Genomic DNA, 18754 nt, shown 5'->3' with positions numbered 1-18754 from the left:
CGCACCCGTACGACCGGGCACCGGACCGGCTCCACCCGTCCCGGTCGTCGCTCGCCCTGTTCGACGCACTCGCCCAGGGGACGGCGCCGTTCCTCCGACGACACCTCGCCGGACGAGCCGAACGAGCCGAACGGTACGGCGCCCGGGCGCGAGGTTGGCGCTTTTCTGACGGCGCATCGGGGCGGGCGGAGGGGCGGGGCTTCCTATCCTGTACGTGTTCATCGCGTCACTCTTCGTACAGGGAGCCTCTTGTTGGGTACGCAGTCTCAGACGGCCGAGGTCGAGGTAGGGGCCGGGATCGAGGTCGGGGCGTCGTGGCACGAACGGGCGCGGGACGTCGTCGCGTCCGGCGGCTTCGACCCGCGCCTCGCGGCCGAGGCGGAGGAGCTGGCGCTCGCGGACGGGCTGTCCCCCCGGGACCTCCGGTTCCTGCTGCTCGTGACGGACGACCACCCCGGCTGGCTCCCCGCCCGCAGGCGCGCGCTCGCGGCCCTGGGCTCCCGTCCGGAGGCCGCGCAGCACGTGCTGGTCCTGCACGCGCAGCGGGAGGCCTGGGCGCCGCCGACCTACACGGAGTCCGCCGAGCCGCTGCCGGACGGCGGGACCCTCCACCGGGCGGAGGTGCGGATCGGTCCGGCCGACGCGGTCGTGAACGGCCCGGCCCGGACGGCCCCTTCGCCGGAGCGGGCCCGCCGGGCGGCGGCCGACGCCGTGCTCCGGGTCCTGGCCGGCGTCGGAACGGAGCGGCTTCGGCCGCCGGGCATGGCGGCGGAGCGGTTCGAACCCCTCCTGGGCATGCGCCTCGAAAGCGCGGAGGAACCGGGCGGGGAGCTCCGCGCCGAGCTCGTGCGGCGGGCGGGCGCCTCGCGCCTGCGGCACCGCGACGCCCTGCGGCTGCTCTTCGGCACGGCGGCCCCCGGGTGGCGCGAGGTCCGGCTGCTCGCCCTCGAACAGACCGCGCGGATGCCGCCCTCGGCGGCGACCCTGTTGCAGTGGCGGGCCGAGGCGTGCCGTGCCGAACTCCGCCACGCGTCGGTGGAGCGCTCCGGCGGCTTCGCCTCGGCGTGGAGCTGGAAGGAGGCCGACGGCCGGATCCGCACGGGCCCCGAGCGGGTCTCCGGCGACCGGCGCACGTCCCTGCACGCCGCCGCGGTCGCCCTCCTCGCCCTGCTGTGCGGGCTGCCCGAGCCGCGGGACCTCGTCGTGGAGAAGCCGCGGAAGGCCCCGCCCCGGATCCAGCCGGTGCCGGAAGGCGGGGATCCGGTGAAGTACCTGAACAAGTACACCCAGTTGGAGGTGATCACGAGGCCCGAGCCGACGGTCGTCTCCCGGCCCAGGAGCATCGCCTTCACCTACACGTGCGAGCACGTGGCGACGGGCACGACGGTACGGGCCACGGGCACGGCGCGTGCGAAGGGGGACGCGCGCCGGGAGGCGGCCGCGGCGCTCCTCGACGAGCTGGCCCGTCTGGACGCCCGGACCGCCTCGCGGCCGGGACGGTCCGCCCCTCCGGCGCCGTCCCCGGTGCCGCCTCCCTCCGTCCCCGTCGTGATCCCGAGGCCCCGGCCCGCACGTCCGGCGGTCGTCCTGCCCGCGCCCCGCGCGGAAGCGGCCCCCGCGCCCCCGGGAGCAGCGGAAACGCCCGCGGTACCGGGGAATTCGGAAGCACCGGGGACGCCGGGACCGCCGGGAACTCCGGAAGCACCGAGGACGCCGGGACCGCCGGGAACTGCGGAGCCGCCGGGGATTCCGGGGGCCCCGGGGGAAGTGCTGTCGGCCGCGGCCGTGATCGGTGAGGCGCTCGCGGCCGGATGCGCGCTCTCGCTCGTGCCGCCGTCCGGCGACGAGCCGGTGGCCGGGATGCTGGTGTACCGGGCCGACGGCGCGCCGATGCCCGGGGTGCCGCTGCCCGCCCCGCTCGCCGCGACCGTCCGCCGGCTCGTCGTGCCGACGGCCGACGGGCCCGTGCCGGTGGCCGGTTGGCGGCTGCCCCTCGCCGAAGCCGTGCCGTTCCTGCTCGGGCGGTCCCGGTTCGCCGCGTGGCACCCCACCGCCGTGGAGTGGGAGCAGGCGGCCCGCCTGGGCGTGCGCCTCGTGGCCGCCGGACTCGTCCGTCCGGCGCTCGGCCCGGACGGGATCGGCCGGTGGCGGGTCGGCCCCCTTCCGGACGCCGCCTTACAGGCCGTGGACGAGCTGGCGCGCCACATGTCGCCCCACGCCCACGCCGTCACCGCCGACGGGCCGGCCCGGTCGGCGCGGGAAGCGGTCCTCGTCTTCCTGGACGCCGTGGCCGACGGCCTGGTGCGCACGCCCGCGGCGGTCATGTTCGGCTCCGGTCCGTTCACGGGTCCCGCCGGAGGCCGTGTTCCGCCCGTGGAGGCCGGGGCGGTGCGGCCGTGGCTGGACGCGGTCGAGGACCGGGCGGACGACGGTCCGCCGCCCGGCCTGGTCCTGGAGATGCTGGACCCTTCCGAACAGGAGGCCCGGGAGGGACGCCTGACGGGCCGTCTCCTGCTCCGCTCCGGGCCGTCCGGCCAAGGGGCGGAGGACGAGGTCGCGGCCCATCTGCTGTGGTCGGGACGCGCCTTCCTGCGCGGTGTCGACCGGAACCGGTCGCGCGAGCGGGTCGGGCGCCGGCTGGAGCGGCTGGAGCGGCTGTGCCCCGGCCTGTCGGGCCTGGCCGCGCGGCCCGGGGCGTTCACGGTGGACGCGGCGGGGATCACGCGGCTCCTCCGGGCGGAGGAGGAACTGGCCGCCGCCGGAATGCGGCTGCGCTGGCCGGACGGCCTGCGCCGGGGACTCTCCTCGTACGCGGTCGTCGGCACCGCGACGGACGCCGGGGGCTCCGGGGCCCCGCGGTTCGGCCTCCAGGCCCTGCTGGACTTCCGGTGGCAGGTCGCGCTCGGTGACGACAGCCTCGACGAGGCCGAGATGGACGCGCTCGCCGAGGCCGCCCGGCCCCTGGTGAGGGTGCGCGGCCGGTGGGTCCTGCTCGACCCCGCCGTGCGCGCCCGCGCCCGGCGCCGGGAGATCGGCCGGCTGACCGGGATCGACGCGCTCACCGCCGCGCTCACCGGCACCGTCGGCGTCGACGGCCGCCAGGTCGCCTGCCGGGCGGCCGGCGACCTGGCCGGTGTCGTCGCCACGCTGCGCCGGGGCGAGCACGTCTCCCCCGTCCCCGTTCCGGCCCGGCTGAGGGCCGTGCCGCGCGGCTACCAGGAACGCGCCCTGGCGTGGCTCGCCCACACCGGCCGCGCCGGGTTCGGGGCCGTCCTCGCCGACGACATGGGCCTCGGGAAGACCCTCACCGCGATCTCCTACGTCCTGCACCGCCACGAGACCGGGCACACCGGCCCCGTCCTGGTGGTGTGCCCGTCCTCCCTGGTCACCAACTGGCAGCGGGAGATCGGCCGGTTCGCCCCCCACCTCGACGTGGTCCGCTACCACGGCGCCGGCCGGAGCCTCGTCCCCGTCGGCGGGCGCACGGTCGTCCTCACCACCTACGGCGTCCTGCGCCGGGACCCGGAACTCGCGGCCGTCGCCTGGGACCTGGTGGTCGCGGACGAGGCGCAGCACACCAAGAACCACGCCTCGGCGACCGCCGGGGCCCTGCGCTCGCTCACCTCCACGACCCGGCTCGCCCTGACCGGCACCCCCGTGGAGAACAACCTCTCCGAGCTGTGGTCGCTGATCGACTGGACCAACCCGGGCCTGTTCGGCACCCTGAAGGCGTTCCGGTCCCGCTACGCGACCGCCGCCGAACGCGAACCCGACGGCCCCGCCGCCCGCGCCCTCGCCCGCCTCGTCGCACCGTTCGTCCTGCGCCGCACCAAGAGCGACCCCGGCATCGCGCCGGAGCTGCCCGCCAAGGTCGAGACGCGGAGGATCGTCGAGCTCACCCCCGAGCAGGTCGCCCTGTACGAGGCCGTCGTCCGGGAGACGATGGACCGGATCGCCGGCTCGTCCGCCGCCACCCGCTCCGGCCTGGTCCTGAAGCTGATCACCGCGCTCAAGCAGATCACCAACCACCCCGCCCACTACCTCCGCGAGGCACATCCCGGTGCCGCGCACGTACGGACGTTCGGCCGGCGGTCGGCCAAGCTGGAGGCGCTCGCCGAACTCACCGGGACGATCGCCCGGCGCGGCGAGGCCGCCCTCGTCTTCACCAGTTACGTCGCCATGGGCCGGCTCCTGGAGGAGCACCTCGCGCATCTGGGCCACCGCCCGCTGTTCCTGCACGGCGGTCTGGACGCCGGGCGGCGGCAGGAGCTCGTCGACGCCTTCCAGAGCGGCGGGGCGCCCCTGCTCGTCCTCTCCCTCAAGGCCGGCGGCACCGGACTCAACCTGACCCGGGCCAGCCACGTCGTCCACTTCGACCGCAGCTGGAACGCGGCGGTCGAGGACCAGGCGTCCGACCGCGCCCACCGGATCGGCCAGCGGCGGACCGTCACCGTCCACCGGCTCGTCACCCGGGGCACGATCGAGGACCGGATCGACCGGCTCCTCGCCCACAAACGCACCCTGCAGAACACGGTCCTGGCCTCCGGCGGCACCGGGTTCGCCCGCCTCACCGACCGTGAACTCGCCGAGCTCGTCCGCCTGGGGGCGCCCGCATGACCACGATCCCGCCCGCTCGGCGCGCCGCCGAGCCCTCCTCCCGTACGCCCCTCTCCGCCGGGAAGCCGGGGAGCGGCGCCGCGACGGACGACCGGACGCTCCCCGCGCCGCGAGCGGCCGGAGCCGTCCCCCCTCCGCCCACGGGCACGGAAGACACGACCGCGGGCCCGCCCCTCCTCCCCGCCCGGGGCGTGCGGACCGGGCCCCTGCCCCCGCTCCCGCCGCTCGACCTGCACGGCACCGCGCCGGTCCTCGACGCGGTCACCGCCGAACCGCCCGCCCCGCTGCCGGACCTCGCCGTCCTGCGCGCGCTCGTCCGGGACGCCGCCCGGCGCGCCGCCGCGCTCCTCCAGGGCCACGTCCCCGAGACCCACGACACCGTCGCCGACGTCGTCCGCTTCACCGTCGGCAGCGGAGGCGCCCATCTGGAGACCGCGGCCGCCCACCTCGGCCTCACGCCCCTCGGGATGCGGCGGCTGACCGCCGCCTACCACCACGGCGGTCCGCACGGCGCCGCCGCCTTCCTCTCTCCCCGGCCCGCCGACCCGGCCGTGCTCTCCGGGGCGGAAGCCGCGGTCCGGCCGCTGCGCCCCTTCCCCGGCACCCCCGTCGAGCTGGGCCCCGACCGGCTCGTCGACCCGTCCGCCGGGGTGGAGCTGCGCCACGGTCCGGACGGGCGCTGGTACCCGTACGCCGACCGGCACGGCGCCCGGCAGCCGGTCGCGGGGCCGCACCGGGACCCGGCCCGCGCGTACAAGGCCGCCCGCCTCGCCCTGCGGCGGCACCGCTGATCACGGGGCGCATGCGGGTCGGCCGCCGGGGTAGCCGGGCCAGTGACCGGAGGAAAGGAACAAACACCATGAAGCCGTCACGTCTCGTGTTCAAGCCGCTCTCCCTCGCGGTGAGCGCCGGAACCGGCGTGCTCGCGGGAGCCGCGTTCAAGAAGACGTGGCAGATCCTGGGACACGACGACGACACTCCCGACGCCACCGACGAGCACCGGGGCTGGGGCGAGGTCCTGATCGCCGCGGCGCTGCACGGCGCGATCTTCGCCCTGGTGAAGGCCGCCGTCGACCGGGGCGGGGCCACGGCGGTGCGCCGGGTGACGGGCACCTGGCCCGCCTGAGCCCGTACCGCCCGCCCGCAACGGCCGGAGCGCCGCCCCTCCTCCACGGGGGGCGGCGCTCCGGCCGTTGCGGGTCGCCTTCAGTCGCCGGCGGTCGTGATCCGGGCGCAGGCCTTCACGACCTCGTGGAGGTCCATGCCCTCGTCGCGCAGGGCGCGCTGGCGGTCCGCCCCGCCGCCCCGGGCCAGGTGCGCGACGATTCCCTTCCGGGCCTCGTCGAGGTCGCCGGTGTCGGCCAGGGCCTCCTCCACGTGGGAGAGGAGGGCTTCGAACACCTCCTCGGAGGGGGTCTCCCGCAGGGTGAGGGGGTGGAGGAGCGGCCCCCCGAGCCCGGACCGGGCGGCGCGCCAGGAGGCGAGGCGCAGGAGGCCGGCGGAGAGGGGGGCCGGGGGCTCGCCGTTCCGCCAGGCGCGGGCGGCGGTCTCCACCAGGCCCCGGGCGAGGGTCGCGACGAGCACGGTGGTGTCCGGCTCCAGGCAGACGTCGGCGACCCGGATCTCCACGGTCGGGTAGTTCGCCGAGAGGCGGGCGTCGAAGTAGATCATGCCGGGGTCCTTCAGGACGCCGGTCTCCACCATGGCCTCGACCTGCTGGTGGTACACGGCCGGGGTGCCGAAGAGCTCGTACGGGCCGGCCGACGGCCAGCGGTTCCAGACCCGGCTGCGGTAGCTGCTGTACCCGCTGTCCTCCCCCTGCCAGAACGGGGAGTTCGCGCTGAGCGCGTTCAGGAGGTAGAGCCAGGGCCGGATCCGGTCGAGGACGGCGACGCCCTCCTCGTCGGACTCCACGGCCACGTGGACGTGGCAGCCACAGGTGAGCTGCTCCTTGGTGGTGAGGGCGAACTGCTCGGCCATCCACCGGTACCTCTCGCCCCGGTGGCGGGACGGCTCGACGGGGACGGGCGAGGTGGCGAGGGCCGCGACGACCGCGTCGGACTCCCGGGCGTACCGCAGCGCCTCGCCCCGCCAGCGCACGATCTCCTTCCGCATCTCCGCCATGTCCGTCAGCGGCTGGGTGGAGAACTCCAGCTGCTCCTGGTGCAGCTCCTTCTCGAAGACCTCCCCCGCCTCGTCGCCGCCCATGGCCGCCGACGCCAGGACCGCCGACGACACGGCGAACGGCTCGCCCGTCCTGGCGTTGACGAGCATCAGCTCTTCCTCGACTCCTACCGTGCGCATCGACTCTCCCCTACGTCTGTGGACGCCCCGCGCCGCCGGCCGCCGCCGTAAGGGGCGGCGAACGGGACGGGACGAAGAACTTTCTCCCGCGTATGCCCGCTTCCGCGTCCGTGACGCACTTCGCGCCACCCCTCTCAGCAGGAGTTTTCAACTCCGCCGGTACGGAACCGAGTCGGGGGCGCCCGCCTCCGGGCCGGGGGGGACGACCGCCGCGCCGGCCCCGAGGCGCGCGTCCACGCCGGACGCGCCCGGCGGGTGGACCGGCCGGACGCCGGACCGACGCCCGGGGCCCCGGCGCGGGCCGGGAGCACCGGCTCAGCCGTAGGTGACGGTGACCTTCTCGAAGCCGAGGGCGCGCAGGAGGCCCTGGAGCATGGCGGTGGTGTTGCGTTCCGACCGGGTGGTGAGGTCGCTCTCCTTCGCCGCTTCGCCGATGCGCTGGGCGGCCAGGACGTTGACGGCCTGCTCGCCCGCCGGGTTGTCGGAGAAGAGGTCGCCGAGCCGGTCGAGGAGTCCCCGCTGCTTGGAGACCGTGTAGGACCGCTCGGGGTCGAGGTACGGCCGGTCGAGCCGGGCGTGCGGCAGGCGGAGGGTGGCGGTGGTGCGCTCCTCGTCGACGGCGACGGCGTCCTTGGCGAGGCCCGAGAAGTCGACGTGGGCGCCGACGCTGCCGCTGGCGACGTACAGCGTGCGGGTGCCGCGGATCGCGTCGGGCAGGAACCGGGCGTCCTTCTCCAGGTCGACCACGACCTGATAGGTGCCGACGGCCCCCTCGTGGCGGTTCATGTCCTGGATCGACTTCAGGACGGCGGGGCCGGAGCGGTCCTTGGTCTCGCTCCCGAACAGGTCGCCCAGGCCCGGCGGCTGGAAGAACCGGCCCAGCAGGACCAGCACCAGGATCAGGGCGAGGAGGGCGGCCGCGAGGGGCCACCCGCGGGCGGCCCGTCCGGACCGCCGGGGCTCGCGCGAGGGTCTGCTCTCCGTGTCGTGTTCCATGCGCGTCTCGTGCCCGCTGCGTCTCCGCCCATGCGGAACCCGGCCCGGTTCAGGGGGCGTTGGGGTGTACGGGGCGGCTGTGGCCGGTGTCGTCACGCCCGATGCGCGGAGGCGTGGGGAGCGGCTCCGGCCGTTGTCGCGCCGACCCGGCGCGCAGGGGTTGCGGCGCCGCTTCCCGGGTAGCCGCAACCCCTCGGAGAGGCCTGACGATGGGGGCGGAACATGAGGACGTGGAGACGGGAACGGAGCGCGGACGGAACGGTGGAGAAGGGCGGCCCGGTGCCCGCCGCACCTCCCGCGCCTCCCGAGCCGCCCCGTGGGGCGGAGGAGCGGCGGGGGCCGGGCCGGGCGGTCCGGGTGCTGGTGGCGCTGGTCGGTCTCGTGGGGATGGTGGCGTTCGCGATCGTCCTGGCGAAACTCACCCTGAACGCGTCGCCGGCGTCCGTGCCCCTGACCCACAGCAATCTGACGCCGGGCAGTTCCATCCGCGCGTACCTGGAGCAGCCGGCGTTCCTGGAGACGGTGAAGCAGCTCGGCGGCAACGTCCTGCTGGGCGTGCCGTTCGGCGTCCTGCTGCCGCTGCTGTCGCGCCGGACCCGCGGTCTGGTGCGCGTGGCCCTGCTCACGGTGGCGACGATGCTGCTCGTCGAGCTGGTGCAGGGCGCCCTCATCACGGGGCGCGCCTTCGACATCGACGACGTCATGCTCAACACCACCGGCGCGCTGCTCGGCTACCTGCTCATCGGCCGGCGCCTGGGCCGCGCGGTGCACCCCCGCGTCCGGCGCCGCTGGTGGCAGCGGCGCACCGTCGGACGGAAGGGCACCGAACAGGCCCTGGCCGCCGACCGGTAGGTTCGCGGGCATGACGGACGACTGGCGGAAGGACCGGATCGGGGCCGCGCTGCGCGGCGAGAACCCCACGGTGCTGCGGCGCCTCGACGCGGCCTTCGCGGCGATCGGCGACGTGCAGTTCCTGCCGGGCTACTCCGTGCTCCTCGTGGACGAGCCGGGCGTGGAGCGGCTGTCCGAGCTGCCGAGGGCGAAGCGGCGGGCGTTCCTCGACGGGACGGACCTGCTCGGCGAGGCCGTCGAGCGGGCCTGCCGGCGTCTGGATCCGGCCTTCCGCCGGGTGAACCTGGAGATCCTGGGGAACACCGATCCGTTCCTGCACGCCCATGTGTGGCCGCGGTTCGCGTGGGAACCGGCCGACCTCGTGGGCGGGCCGGTGTGGCTGTACCCGCCCGACCGGTGGAGCGACGAGCGATTCCGGCTCGGCCCGCGGCACGACCTGCTGCGGAAGACGATCGGCGACGAGCTGGACCGGCTGCGGGCGGCGGCCTGACGGGCGGAGTCGGGGACCGGTCGGAGCGACGGCCCGACGGCCGGGGCCGGGAACCGGCTACGGGCGGCGGCCCGACCGGCGGGTTCAGGGGGCGGCGACGAGCTGTCCGAGCCGCACCGCCAGCCACGGCCTGCGGCCGCCGGCCCGCATCCGGCCGGTCGCGACCGCCTTCCAGACCGGCGTGCGCCGGAAGGAGACCAGGAGGAAGGCGGCCGACGACGCGACGATCCGGCAGTCGTAGGCGCGCGGCGGGGCGTCGCGGGTCACCGTCACGGTCCCGTCGTCGACGACCACCGCGAGGCGTGGGCCGCCCCTGACGGCGAGGTCGAACGCGATGCGCACGCCCCGCGCCCTGACCGGATCCAGGGCGGCCGCCATCATCGTCGGCATCGACTGGCCCAGGACGAGGCGGGCCTCGTCGTCGCCGATCGGCCACGGGAGGCGGGCGCCGCGCGCGACGTCCAGGCCGTGGACGAGGGTCTCGCCGAGCAGCAGGCCGGTCACCGTCGCCAGGGTGAAGGGCACCTCCCCGTACCAGGGCGCGGAGACGGGGGTGTCCGGGGCGAGCCCCTCGGTGACGCGCAGGAACGTCTCGCCCCGCTCGGCGACGAAGTCGGGCAGCTTCGCGCGGTCCTCGCCACCGAACAGGGTCACGGACCGCGCGTTCATGGCCGTGATCCGCTCGACGAACGTGCCCCCGCCGGGCGTCCCCCCGCCGGACCGCAGGACGTCGCCCCACTCCACCGCCTCGTCGGGCGAGACGAGGGAGGTGTACGCGAGGTACACGGCCGCCAGGTGCGTGCCGACGTCGCCGACCGTCCACTCGGGGACGCCCGAGCCCGCGTCCGGGTCGGGCACGGCGCGCAGCAGCGCGACCAGGCGCGGGACCGCGGCGGCGAGCGCGGTGCGGGTCCTCTCGTGCTCGGTGACGGGATCGAACGTCGTGACGGTGTCCATACCACTCCCCCAAGTCGGACGGAGCCGCACATTACCGGCGAGTAGCACGGTTGCGACAGCCCTCGCGCACCACCGATCCCGCCTCCGGCCCGACCACCGGCCACGCGCCCCTCGGACGGCGGCGATGGCGGCGACTCCGGCGGGAGCGACGACGGAGGCGGAGGCGACGACTGGGGCGTGTCCGGCGGACCGGTGGATCGGCGAACCGGTGGATCGGCAGACGGGCGGATCGGCGGATCGGCGGATCGGCGGATCGGCGGATCACGGTCCCCGCCGCCCGCCGGGCACGCCCCGGAGCCGCCCTTTCGGCCCAGTGGTGGCCCCGCCGGTGGTGCGGTGCCCCCCGGGCCGGGGGGCCGGGTCCGCGCGGCGCCGCACCGGCGCGGGCCGCGGCCGGGGCGGTCCCGGCCGACTGGCGGGCGGGGCACGCGGGGGGATGATGGAGGTCCGGCCCCGTGCAGCGAGGGGCCCGGTGTGACATGGAGGAAACGCTCAAGGTGAGCCCGCGCGGGGGTGCCGTGTCGTGTGAGGGAGGCAGAGCACGAGGTGGACGACGAGATCCCGCCCTTCGCACCGGAGTACCGGGGGCTGCCCTTCGCCGGTGAGGCCGCAGGGGCGCTGCTCGACCCCGGGGGCCGGATCATCGGGTGGACGCGCGCGGCGGAGGAACTGCTCTCCCTGTCCGCCGACCGGGCCTGCGGGCTGCACATCGGCGACCTGCTCAAGGACCCGGACACCCGGCGCGTGCCGTCGCCCGACCAGTGGCCGGAGGCCTGGTCCGGTGTGGCCGTGACGCTCACGGGCGCCGGCGAGGAGCTGAGGGTCGACTTCCAGGTCCTGCCGCTGGCGGACGCCGGCGCGTCCGCCGGCGCGTCCCGGTACTTCGTCCTCGCGGCCCCGGAGGGGACGGCGGCCCGGTGGCGGCAGGACCAGGCGTTCACCACGGAGCTGTTCCTCCAGGACCGGCTCGGCCTGGCCGTCTTCGACCTGGACCTGCGGCTGGTCAGGACCAACACCCACCTCCTGCCGTACACCGGTCTCGCGCCGGACCTGCGGGGGCGGCGGCTCATGGACTTCCTGTACGCGGAGGACGCGGCGGCCGTCGAGCGGCAGCTGCACGAGGTGCTGCGGACGGGGCTGCCGCTCGTGCGGGCGGAGCAGACGGTCCGCACCCTCCAGGAGCCCGGGGGCGGGGCGGTGATGGCCATCTCGGCGTTCCGGCTGCAGGCGCCCGACGGGCAGGTGTTCGGGGTGACCGCGCTGTTCACCGACGTCACCGAGCTGCGCCGCACCAGCGAGCGCCTGTCCGTGCTGCACCGCGTGACCGCGGCCGTCGGCGGCTCGCTGTCGGTCGTCGGCACCGCCGAGGACCTGGCGGCGGCGCTGGTGCCCGCGGTGGGCGACCTCGCCGTGGTGGAGATCGCGGAGGAGGTGTTCACCGGCGAGGAGCCCACCCCGGGCCCGGACGGCAGCATGCCGCTGCGCCGGACCGCCGTGGCCGGGCGCAGGACGGCGGAGTCCCCCCTCGACCACGTCGTCCTGGCCAGGCCCGACGCCCCCGCGGCGCCGGCCGACCCGCTCACCTCGATGACCGTCGCGCTGCGCGCCCGGGGCAGCGTCCTCGGGCGCATGACCGTCCACCGGGACGCCGGGAAACCGCCGTACGAGGCGGCCGACCTGCACCTGCTGCACGAGATCGCCGGCCACGCCGCGCTCGCCCTGGACAACGCCCGCCGCTACACCCGCGAGCACCGCGCGTCGGTGGGGCTCCAGCGGAGTCTGCTGCCGCCCTCGGAGACGGAGAACGTCGCCGTGACCACCGCCGGGGTCTATCTGCCCGCCGACACCGGGACCGGCGTCGGCGGGGACTGGTTCGACGTCATCCCGCTCTCGTCCGCCCGGGTCGCCCTGGTCGCCGGCGACGTCGTCGGCCACGGGCTCTCGGCCACGGCGATGATGGGGCGGCTGCGGACCGCCGTGCGGACCCTCGCCGACCTCGACCTGGAGCCGGACGAACTGCTCGTGCACCTCGACGACCTGGTCTCCCAGCTCGGCGTGGAGACCGACGGGAGCGACGAGTCCGACGACGCGACGGGGCCCGCCCGGCCCCGGACCGACCCGATCGGCGCCACCTGTCTGTACGCGATCTACGACCCGGTGTCCCGACGGCTCGCGATGGCCTCCGCCGGGCACCCGCCGCCGGCCGTGGCGGCTCCGGACGGGAGCGTCGCGTTCGTCCCCGTGAACCCGGGGCCTCCGCTGGGCGTGAGCGGGCTGCCCTTCGAGATCGCCGAGGTCGACGTGGAGCCGGGGAGCATCCTCGCCCTCTACACCGACGGCCTGATCGAGAGCCGCGAGCGCGACGTCGACGAGGGCATGGCCGACCTCGCCCGCCGTCTCGCGGAGCCGGGCGTGTTCGACACCCCGCTGCGGAGGCTCGGGCGCGAGATCGTCGCCGGCCGCCCCGCGCACCACCTCACCGACGACATCACCCTGCTGCTCGCCCGTACCCGCGCGGTGCCGTCGTACGACCACGTCGTCTGGCCGGTGGACGCCGATCCGGCCGCCGTGGCCGAGGTGCGCGGGGCCGCGACCCGGCAGCTGGACGACTGGGGGCTCGCGGAGCTGGCCTTCACCACCGAACTCGTCCTGAGCGAGCTGGTCACCAACGCGATCCGCTACGCCGGCGGCCCGGTGGAGGTGCGGCTGATCCGGGCGGGGCGGCTGGTCTGCGAGGTGTCCGACCCGAGTGCCACCCAGCCCCGCATGCGCCGGGCCCTGCTCACCGACGAGGGCGGCCGCGGCCTGTACCTGGTCGCCCAGCTCACCACCCGGTGGGGCTGCCGCTACACGCGGCACGGCAAGACGATCTGGGCGGAGCAGGAGATCCCGGACGGGGCCGACGCGGCGCGGTAGCGGAACCACGTGGTGGCGGCGCCGCGCCGACCGGCCTTCCGTCGGGGGCCGTTCCCTCCCGGACCCGCACGTCGCGGGAGGCCGGCGGCGCTCCGCACCGGCCCGTCGGCCTCGCGGCGGACGCGGACGGCCGCCCCGCGGTCACGGGCGGCGCCGGCGCGCTGGCAGGAGCCGGCGCTGCTGCGGCGGGTCCGGTACGGGGACCTCGACGGCGCCCTCGTGGACGGCCCGTTCGGCCGTGTCGTCGTCGACGCCCGCGAAGACCAGCACGTCCCGGGCGACCAGTCGCACGCTCTCCCACACGGTGACCGTGGGGGTGAGTCCGGCGTCCGGGGCGTCCCGGACGGCGTCGAGGACCCGGCGGGTCGCGTGCCGGCGCACCGCGCGGCTGCCGGGCGCCGCCGCGAGCGCGTCCAGGGCGCCCGACAGGGCCCGCAGCGTGGGGGCGAACTCCTGGCGGTGCCGGGTGTCCAGGGCGAGGGCGCGGCGGACGAGGGTGAAGCAGCTGTTGCCGAGCAGGTCCAGGTGCAGCGCGGTGACCGTCTCCCGGGTGAGGTGCTCCCTGCCTCCGCGCCGGTGGAGGGTGCGGCCGGCGACGGCGGCGCTGTCGGTGCGCGCCTGGCCCAGCTCGTCGAGCAGCGTGTAGACCGTGCGCACTTCGTCCCAGGTGCGGGAGGTCCGTTCCTCGTCGCCGGCGTCCATCTCGCGCGCCGTGAGGCCGAGGGCGTCGGCCAGGCCGGACAGGGTGGTGGACTCGGCCTTCCGCAGCAGGGCGAGGGGGTGCACGGGGAAGAGGAGCTGGCTGAAGACCAGGGCGACGGCGCCGCCGATGAGGGCGTCCAGAACGCGGTCGACGCCGGCCTGCTGTCCGGCGGCGACACAGATGACGGCGCCGACGGCCGCCTGGGCCATGGTGATGCGCCGGCCGTCGAGGACGAGTGCGACGAGGAGCGCGCACAGCACGGCCACGCCGACGGTGACGGCGCCGTGGCCGAGGAGGGTGAAGGCGAGCTGTCCGACGACGACGCCGCTGATGACGCCGACGAGGACCCGCACGGTGTTGGTGCCGCGCCCGCCCAGGGGGGTGTTGAGGGCGACGAGCGTGGCGATCGGGGCGAACAGGGGGACGTGGTGGTCGATGAGGTCGTCCGCGATCCACCAGGACAGGGCCGCGGCCACGGCCTGCTGGACCACCGGCCACAGGTTGTCCTCCACGCGCCTGCGGAGCTTGGCCATCGTCCCCTTTCCGCCCGTCTCCCGCCGGACGCCCCGGCGGGACTCCGGTCCGTCAGTCGACGTCCTCGAAGAGGCGCCGTCCCGGCTGGTGCCAGTGCTTCAGGTCGGGGAGCCGGTCGGCCGCCTCCGGGCCCCAGGTGCCGGGGGCGTACGGCAGGGGCGGCTCGGCGGGGTCGAGGACGGGCCCGACGATCCGCCAGCACTCCAGGATCGTGGGGAAGAAGGCGAAGGCCTCGGGGTCGCCGACGACGGCGCCCCTGAGGATGTTCTCGTACGGCAGTTCCTGCCGCCCGAGGACCTTGGCGAAGTCGACGCCGATGGGCACGGTCACCGGGCGTTCCACGTCCTCCTCGGGCTTGCGGAGCATCAGGTCGGCCCGGATGCCGGTGTCGCCGTCGATGCGGAAGCGGATGAGGTTGGGCGGGGTCTCCGACGCGTCGCCGCCGAAGAGTTCGAGGGGCGGGGTGCGGAGCTGGACGATCACCTCGGTGGCGGTGACGGCCAGCGCCTTGCCGCTGCGCAGGTAGAAGGGGACGCCGGCCCAGCGCCAGTTGTCGATGAACAGACGGGTGGCGAAGTACGTCTCGGTGGTGGAGTCCGGCTCGACGCCCTCGACGTCGAGGTAGCCCTCGTACTGGCCGCGTACGGTGGCGGCGGGCTCCATCGTGCGGGCGGCGTGCAGGACCCGCCACTTCTCCAGGCCCTGGGCGCGGGCGTTGGAGACGCTGGGCGGGTCCATCGCGAGGAAGGCGAGGACCTGGAGCAGGTGGTTCTGGACGACGTCGCGCAGGCAGCCGACGGCGTCGTAGAAGGAGCCGCGGTCGGCGACGTCGAAGTCCTCGGCGAGGGTGATCTGGACGTTGTCGACGTAGGAGCGGTGCCAGATCGGGGCGAGGAGGGTGTTGGCGAAGCGGGCGACCATCAGGCTCTCCACGGCGCTGTTGCCGAGGAAGTGGTCGACCCGCAGCAGGTGGTGGTCGTCGAAGCAGGCGTTCAGCTCCTCCTGGAGCGTGCGCGCGGACTCCAGGTCGTGCCCGAACGGCTTCTCGACCACCAGGCGGGCGTCGCGGTTGAGGCCGGCGTCGGCGAGGGCGCGGGCGACGGTGGTGAACAGGGACGGCGGGATCGCCAGGTAGTGGGCGACGAAGCCGTGCCCGGCGACGGCCTCGCGGAGCCGTTCGAAGGTGGCCTTGTCGGTGAAGTCCCCGGTGACGATGGACAGGTTCGCCGCGAGCCGGGCGAAGACCTCCTCGTCGAGGTCCGGGACGGCGGCGGCGACCGCCTCCCGGGCGTGCCGGCGGAGCGCCTCGTCGTCCCAGTCGCCGGCGGCCACGCCGATGACGGGGACGGTGAGCCGGTCGTCCTCGGTGAGCCGGTAGAGGGCGGGCAGCAGCATCTTCTTGGCGAGGTCGCCGGTGATGCCGAAGAGGACGAGGGCGTCGGCCGTCTCCAGGTCGTCGGGGCCGAGGAGGGTGTCGCTCATCGCGGGCGTCCTTTCTGCGGGGATGCCGCCTCGTCGGGGCCGCCGGGGCGGTCCCGGCGGTCCGGCTCGTGCTTGAAGCGGGCGTCGAGGGCCTCTTCGATCTGCCCGGCGTCGCGGCCGCGGGTCTCGGGCAGGTAGCGGCTGACGAAGAGGAACGCGAACAGGCAGATCCCCGCGAAGATCCAGAAGGTCTCGCCCTGGCCGATGAGGTTGGCCAGGGGCAGGAAGGCGAGGCTGACGACGAAGTTGGACACCCAGTTGACGGCGGTGGAGAGGCTCGACCCCTCGGCCCGGACGGACGGCGGGAAGATCTCCCCGATCAGCGTCCAGAAGACGGGCCCGAGACCGCCCGCGAAGGCGGCGATGTAGATCACCATGAACATCAGGGTCAGTTCCGAGTTCATGCCCACGACGAACGCGAGTCCCAGCATGAAGATCGAGACCGCCATCAGGCCGAGCGAGACGAGGACCATGGGCCGTCGTCCCACCCGGTCCACCAGCTTGATCGCCACCAGTGTCATGACGAGGTTGATCAGGCCGATGAAGACCGAGTAGAGGATGGCGTTCGAGGCGTCGAGTCCGGTCTGCTGGATGATGGTCGGCGCGTAGTAGATGATCGTGTTGATGCCGCCGAACTGCTGGACGGCGGCGAGGGTGAGTCCGACGATCAGGGCCGGGCGCACGTCGGGGGCCAGCAGTCGCCGGGTCCCCCGGCCGCCCGCCGCCTCGTTCCGCTTCTGCTTCTCGCGGTCCTCGTCCATGCGCTGCCGGGCCCGCCGGATCAGCTCGTCCGCCGTCGGCCCGTCGGTCAGCCCGGCGATCCCCCGGCGCGCCACGTCCGCCTGCCCGTGGGCGATCAGCCACTGCGGCGACTCGGGCAGCAGCCACAGCGTGGCGGCGATCATGAGGAGGGCGGGGATCGCGCCGACGGCGAACATCGCCCGCCAGGCCTCGCTGCTCGCGAAGGCGAGGTTGACGAGGTACGCGACGAGGATGCCGATCGTGATCATGAGCTGGTTCATGGTGAGCAGCCGGCCGCGGATCCTCGTCGGCGAGATCTCCGAGAGGTAGACCGGCACCGTGGCGGAGGCGGCGCCGACGGAGAGGCCGAGGACGATCCGGCCCGCCATGAGGGTGAGGTAGCCGTTCGCCAGGGCGGCGATCGCGGTGCCGACGACGAACACGACGCCGATGAGGCTCAGGGCCTTGCGCCTGCCGAGCCGGTCGGCGAGGCGGCCCGCCGAGGTGGCGCCGGCCACGGCGCCGATGAGCAGGACGCTGACCACGCTGCCCTGTTCGAAGGAGTCGAGGTCGAAGTCCTCCTTGATGTAGAGCAGCGCGCCGGAGACGACGCCGGTGTCGAAGCCGAACAGGAAGCCGCCCAGCGCGATCGCGGCGGCCCAGAGGGTGATCCTCCGTATGCCCTCCGGCGCGACCTCGGTGAGCGGACCGTGGGTCCCCGGTTCTCTGGAAAATCCCTGGACCATGCGACGCCCTCGTCTCCCGTACGCGTGCCTTCGCGACGCACGTCTCCTCGGTGGCCTTTGCGATCATCGTCACCGCACCGCGGCGGTGACGACATCTGTGCGGGCAACCGGGTGACGGGGAAGGCGCGTCGGGTGGCGGTGGGAGGCCGTGGGCCGGTGCCGACCCGGCACCGACCGGCGGCACGCGCGAACAGGACGGTCGGCCTCATGGGAATCCCCTCCGCCGAGCACGGCGTTCCGCCGACCGACCGGGTCATCGCGTCCGTACCGATCCGGGGCGGCCGGTGCCGGACCACGACGCGGGGGCGGGGTCCTGGCCGGCGGCTCCGACTCCCGCCGGGTCCTCGCCACGGGCGAGCCGGACGCGTTCGGCGAGCACCCGGTGTTCGCGCTCGACGGGGAGCGTCTTCGCCGGAGAGTTCCACGAGGAGTGCCCGAACCGGACCGGCCGGCACGGGCCCGCGGTACCGGGCCCGGCCGCGATCCGCCGGGCGGGTCCTATCCGACGGCGGGTACCTGGGTGACGAGGCCGAAGGCGTTGTGGACGATCCGTACGCGCCTCTCGTTGTAGTCCATGGTGACCATCGCGCCCTCGGGGACGTGCACGATCTCCAGGTCGGGCCGGTCGCGCAGGATCACCCGTTCGGCCCAGGCCTTCGGCAGCCCGAGGGTCTCGGGCCAGCTGGTCCGCTCCCCGGCGTGGTCCGTGGCGCGGGCGCCGGGCAGGGCGGCCGCGTCGAGGACGGCGGGGGCCGCGGCGGTGGTGGTGGCGGTGGCGTCGGCGGTCTCCGGGGCCGCGGTGGCGGCGGCCGGAGCGATCAGGGCGGTGGCGGAGGCGGCGGCGAGGGCCGCCAGGAGCATCTTCTTCACGTCCGACAGAACGATTCTCCGCTCCGGCGGTCACCGCGGACGGGCTTCCGGTCGCCTGTACGGCCCATCCGGCGGGAAGGCGCCGGCGCGCTCGCGCGGGCCCCCGGGGAGGGAGGAAGGCGTGCGCCGGGGTCAGACCTGTTCCCGGGTCCGGTACCAGCGGATTCCCCTGGCCGCGTAGACCGCGCCCAGGCAGGCCACGCCGCACAGCAGGAGGGTGCCGTTGCCGAAGGCGATGCCCGCGAAGGCCACCGTGCTGCTGAGCGCGTCGAGGAGGCTCAGCCGCGCCTCGGTGCGCACTCCCGGCTCGGGATTCCGCAGCCGGCGGAGGACGGGGATCAGGGTGATGAGTTGCAGGGTCGCGAGGCCTGCGAAGACCCAGCGGAACACGTCGGGTACGTCCACACGCCGAAAGGTACGCCCCGATCGAACGTCTTGAGTGGACGGCGGGTCAACTCGGGGCCAACTGCCGTTTTCACGAAGCCCGTTCAGTCGGTCCGTCGCCCGACTCGCTCCTGACCACCTCGCCCACCAGGCCGCGCAGCC

The 18754-nt window shown here is 75.2% G+C and carries 14 protein-coding genes; 6 read left to right on the top strand and 8 right to left on the bottom strand.

All coding sequences use genetic code 11. From position 1 onward, the window contains the following. The first annotated feature begins 252 nt into the window (after positions 1–252). The 3 genes from ACIQKA_RS05675 (at position 253) to ACIQKA_RS05665 (ending at position 5743) form a co-directional block, all read left to right on the top strand. Positions 253–4617 carry an SNF2-related protein gene (locus ACIQKA_RS05675; RefSeq protein ID WP_402540084.1) on the top strand — a complete coding sequence of 1455 codons (4365 nt, stop codon included), beginning with the start codon at positions 253–255 and terminating at the stop codon, positions 4615–4617. Continuing rightward, positions 4614–5408 carry a hypothetical protein gene (locus ACIQKA_RS05670; RefSeq protein WP_402540083.1) on the top strand — a complete coding sequence of 265 codons (795 nt, stop codon included), beginning with the start codon at positions 4614–4616 and terminating at the stop codon, positions 5406–5408. The genes ACIQKA_RS05675 and ACIQKA_RS05670 overlap by 4 nt, the downstream gene beginning before the upstream one ends. Positions 5409–5476: 68 nt before the next feature. Next, a complete protein-coding gene (locus tag ACIQKA_RS05665) occupies positions 5477–5743 on the top strand; it encodes a DUF4235 domain-containing protein (RefSeq protein ID WP_053642726.1) in 267 nt (88 codons plus the stop codon). Between the two features lie 80 nt (positions 5744–5823). Here the strand turns inward: ACIQKA_RS05665 and ACIQKA_RS05660 are convergent, their stop codons facing one another. Continuing rightward, entirely contained in the window at positions 5824–6921 is a 1098-nt protein-coding gene (locus ACIQKA_RS05660) for a glutamate--cysteine ligase (protein WP_402540080.1), read from the bottom strand. A 315-nt stretch (positions 6922–7236) separates the two neighbouring features. Further along, positions 7237–7917, bottom strand: a complete 681-nt coding sequence (locus ACIQKA_RS05655; RefSeq protein ID WP_383159510.1) for a DUF4230 domain-containing protein — start codon at positions 7915–7917, stop codon at positions 7237–7239. A gap of 222 nt (positions 7918–8139) precedes the next feature. Here ACIQKA_RS05655 and ACIQKA_RS05650 point away from each other — a divergent pair, with 222 nt between their 5' ends. Together ACIQKA_RS05650 and ACIQKA_RS05645 are read left to right on the top strand one after the other, a co-directional pair. Continuing rightward, positions 8140–8769 (top strand): VanZ family protein, encoded by a 630-nt coding sequence (locus tag ACIQKA_RS05650; RefSeq protein ID WP_402540078.1) that lies wholly within the window; start codon positions 8140–8142, stop codon positions 8767–8769. A gap of 10 nt (positions 8770–8779) precedes the next feature. Then, positions 8780–9259, top strand: coding sequence for a diadenosine tetraphosphate hydrolase (locus ACIQKA_RS05645; protein WP_402540077.1), 480 nt, complete (start codon positions 8780–8782; stop codon positions 9257–9259). 84 nt (positions 9260–9343) lie between these two features. Here the strand turns inward: ACIQKA_RS05645 and ACIQKA_RS05640 are convergent, their stop codons facing one another. After that, entirely contained in the window at positions 9344–10216 is an 873-nt protein-coding gene (locus tag ACIQKA_RS05640) for a maleylpyruvate isomerase N-terminal domain-containing protein (RefSeq protein WP_402540075.1), read from the bottom strand. 525 nt (positions 10217–10741) lie between these two features. Here ACIQKA_RS05640 and ACIQKA_RS05635 point away from each other — a divergent pair. Beyond that, the gene (locus ACIQKA_RS05635) at positions 10742–13132 is read left to right on the top strand and encodes a SpoIIE family protein phosphatase (RefSeq protein WP_402540073.1); all 2391 of its coding nucleotides are present in this window, start codon (positions 10742–10744) and stop codon (positions 13130–13132) included. A gap of 141 nt (positions 13133–13273) precedes the next feature. Here ACIQKA_RS05635 and ACIQKA_RS05630 read toward each other — a convergent pair whose 3' ends face one another. From ACIQKA_RS05630 to ACIQKA_RS05610, 5 genes are all read right to left on the bottom strand, one after another. Next, positions 13274–14368 carry an FUSC family protein gene (locus tag ACIQKA_RS05630; protein WP_383434035.1) on the bottom strand — a complete coding sequence of 365 codons (1095 nt, stop codon included), beginning with the start codon at positions 14366–14368 and terminating at the stop codon, positions 13274–13276. A gap of 52 nt (positions 14369–14420) precedes the next feature. Next, complete coding sequence (gene zwf / locus ACIQKA_RS05625) at positions 14421–15851, bottom strand: glucose-6-phosphate dehydrogenase (RefSeq protein ID WP_383159496.1); 1431 nt, start codon at positions 15849–15851, stop codon at positions 14421–14423. Beyond that, positions 15848–17338: a sugar porter family MFS transporter gene (locus ACIQKA_RS05620; RefSeq protein ID WP_402540071.1), complete on the bottom strand. Its 1491-nt coding sequence runs from the start codon at positions 17336–17338 to the stop codon at positions 15848–15850. Before ACIQKA_RS05620 ends, zwf begins: the two co-directional genes overlap by 4 nt. A 498-nt stretch (positions 17339–17836) precedes the next feature. After that, a complete protein-coding gene (locus tag ACIQKA_RS05615; RefSeq protein WP_383159516.1) occupies positions 17837–18199 on the bottom strand; it encodes a serine protease inhibitor in 363 nt (120 codons plus the stop codon). A 141-nt stretch (positions 18200–18340) separates the two neighbouring features. Beyond that, complete coding sequence (locus tag ACIQKA_RS05610; RefSeq protein ID WP_383159491.1) at positions 18341–18613, bottom strand: hypothetical protein; 273 nt, start codon at positions 18611–18613, stop codon at positions 18341–18343. Positions 18614–18754 lie beyond the last annotated feature (141 nt).

The organism is Streptomyces sp. NPDC092045 (assembly GCF_044756005.1).
GTDB lineage: Bacteria > Actinomycetota > Actinomycetes > Streptomycetales > Streptomycetaceae > Streptomyces.
This window is presented reverse-complemented; position numbering and strand designations above follow the sequence as displayed.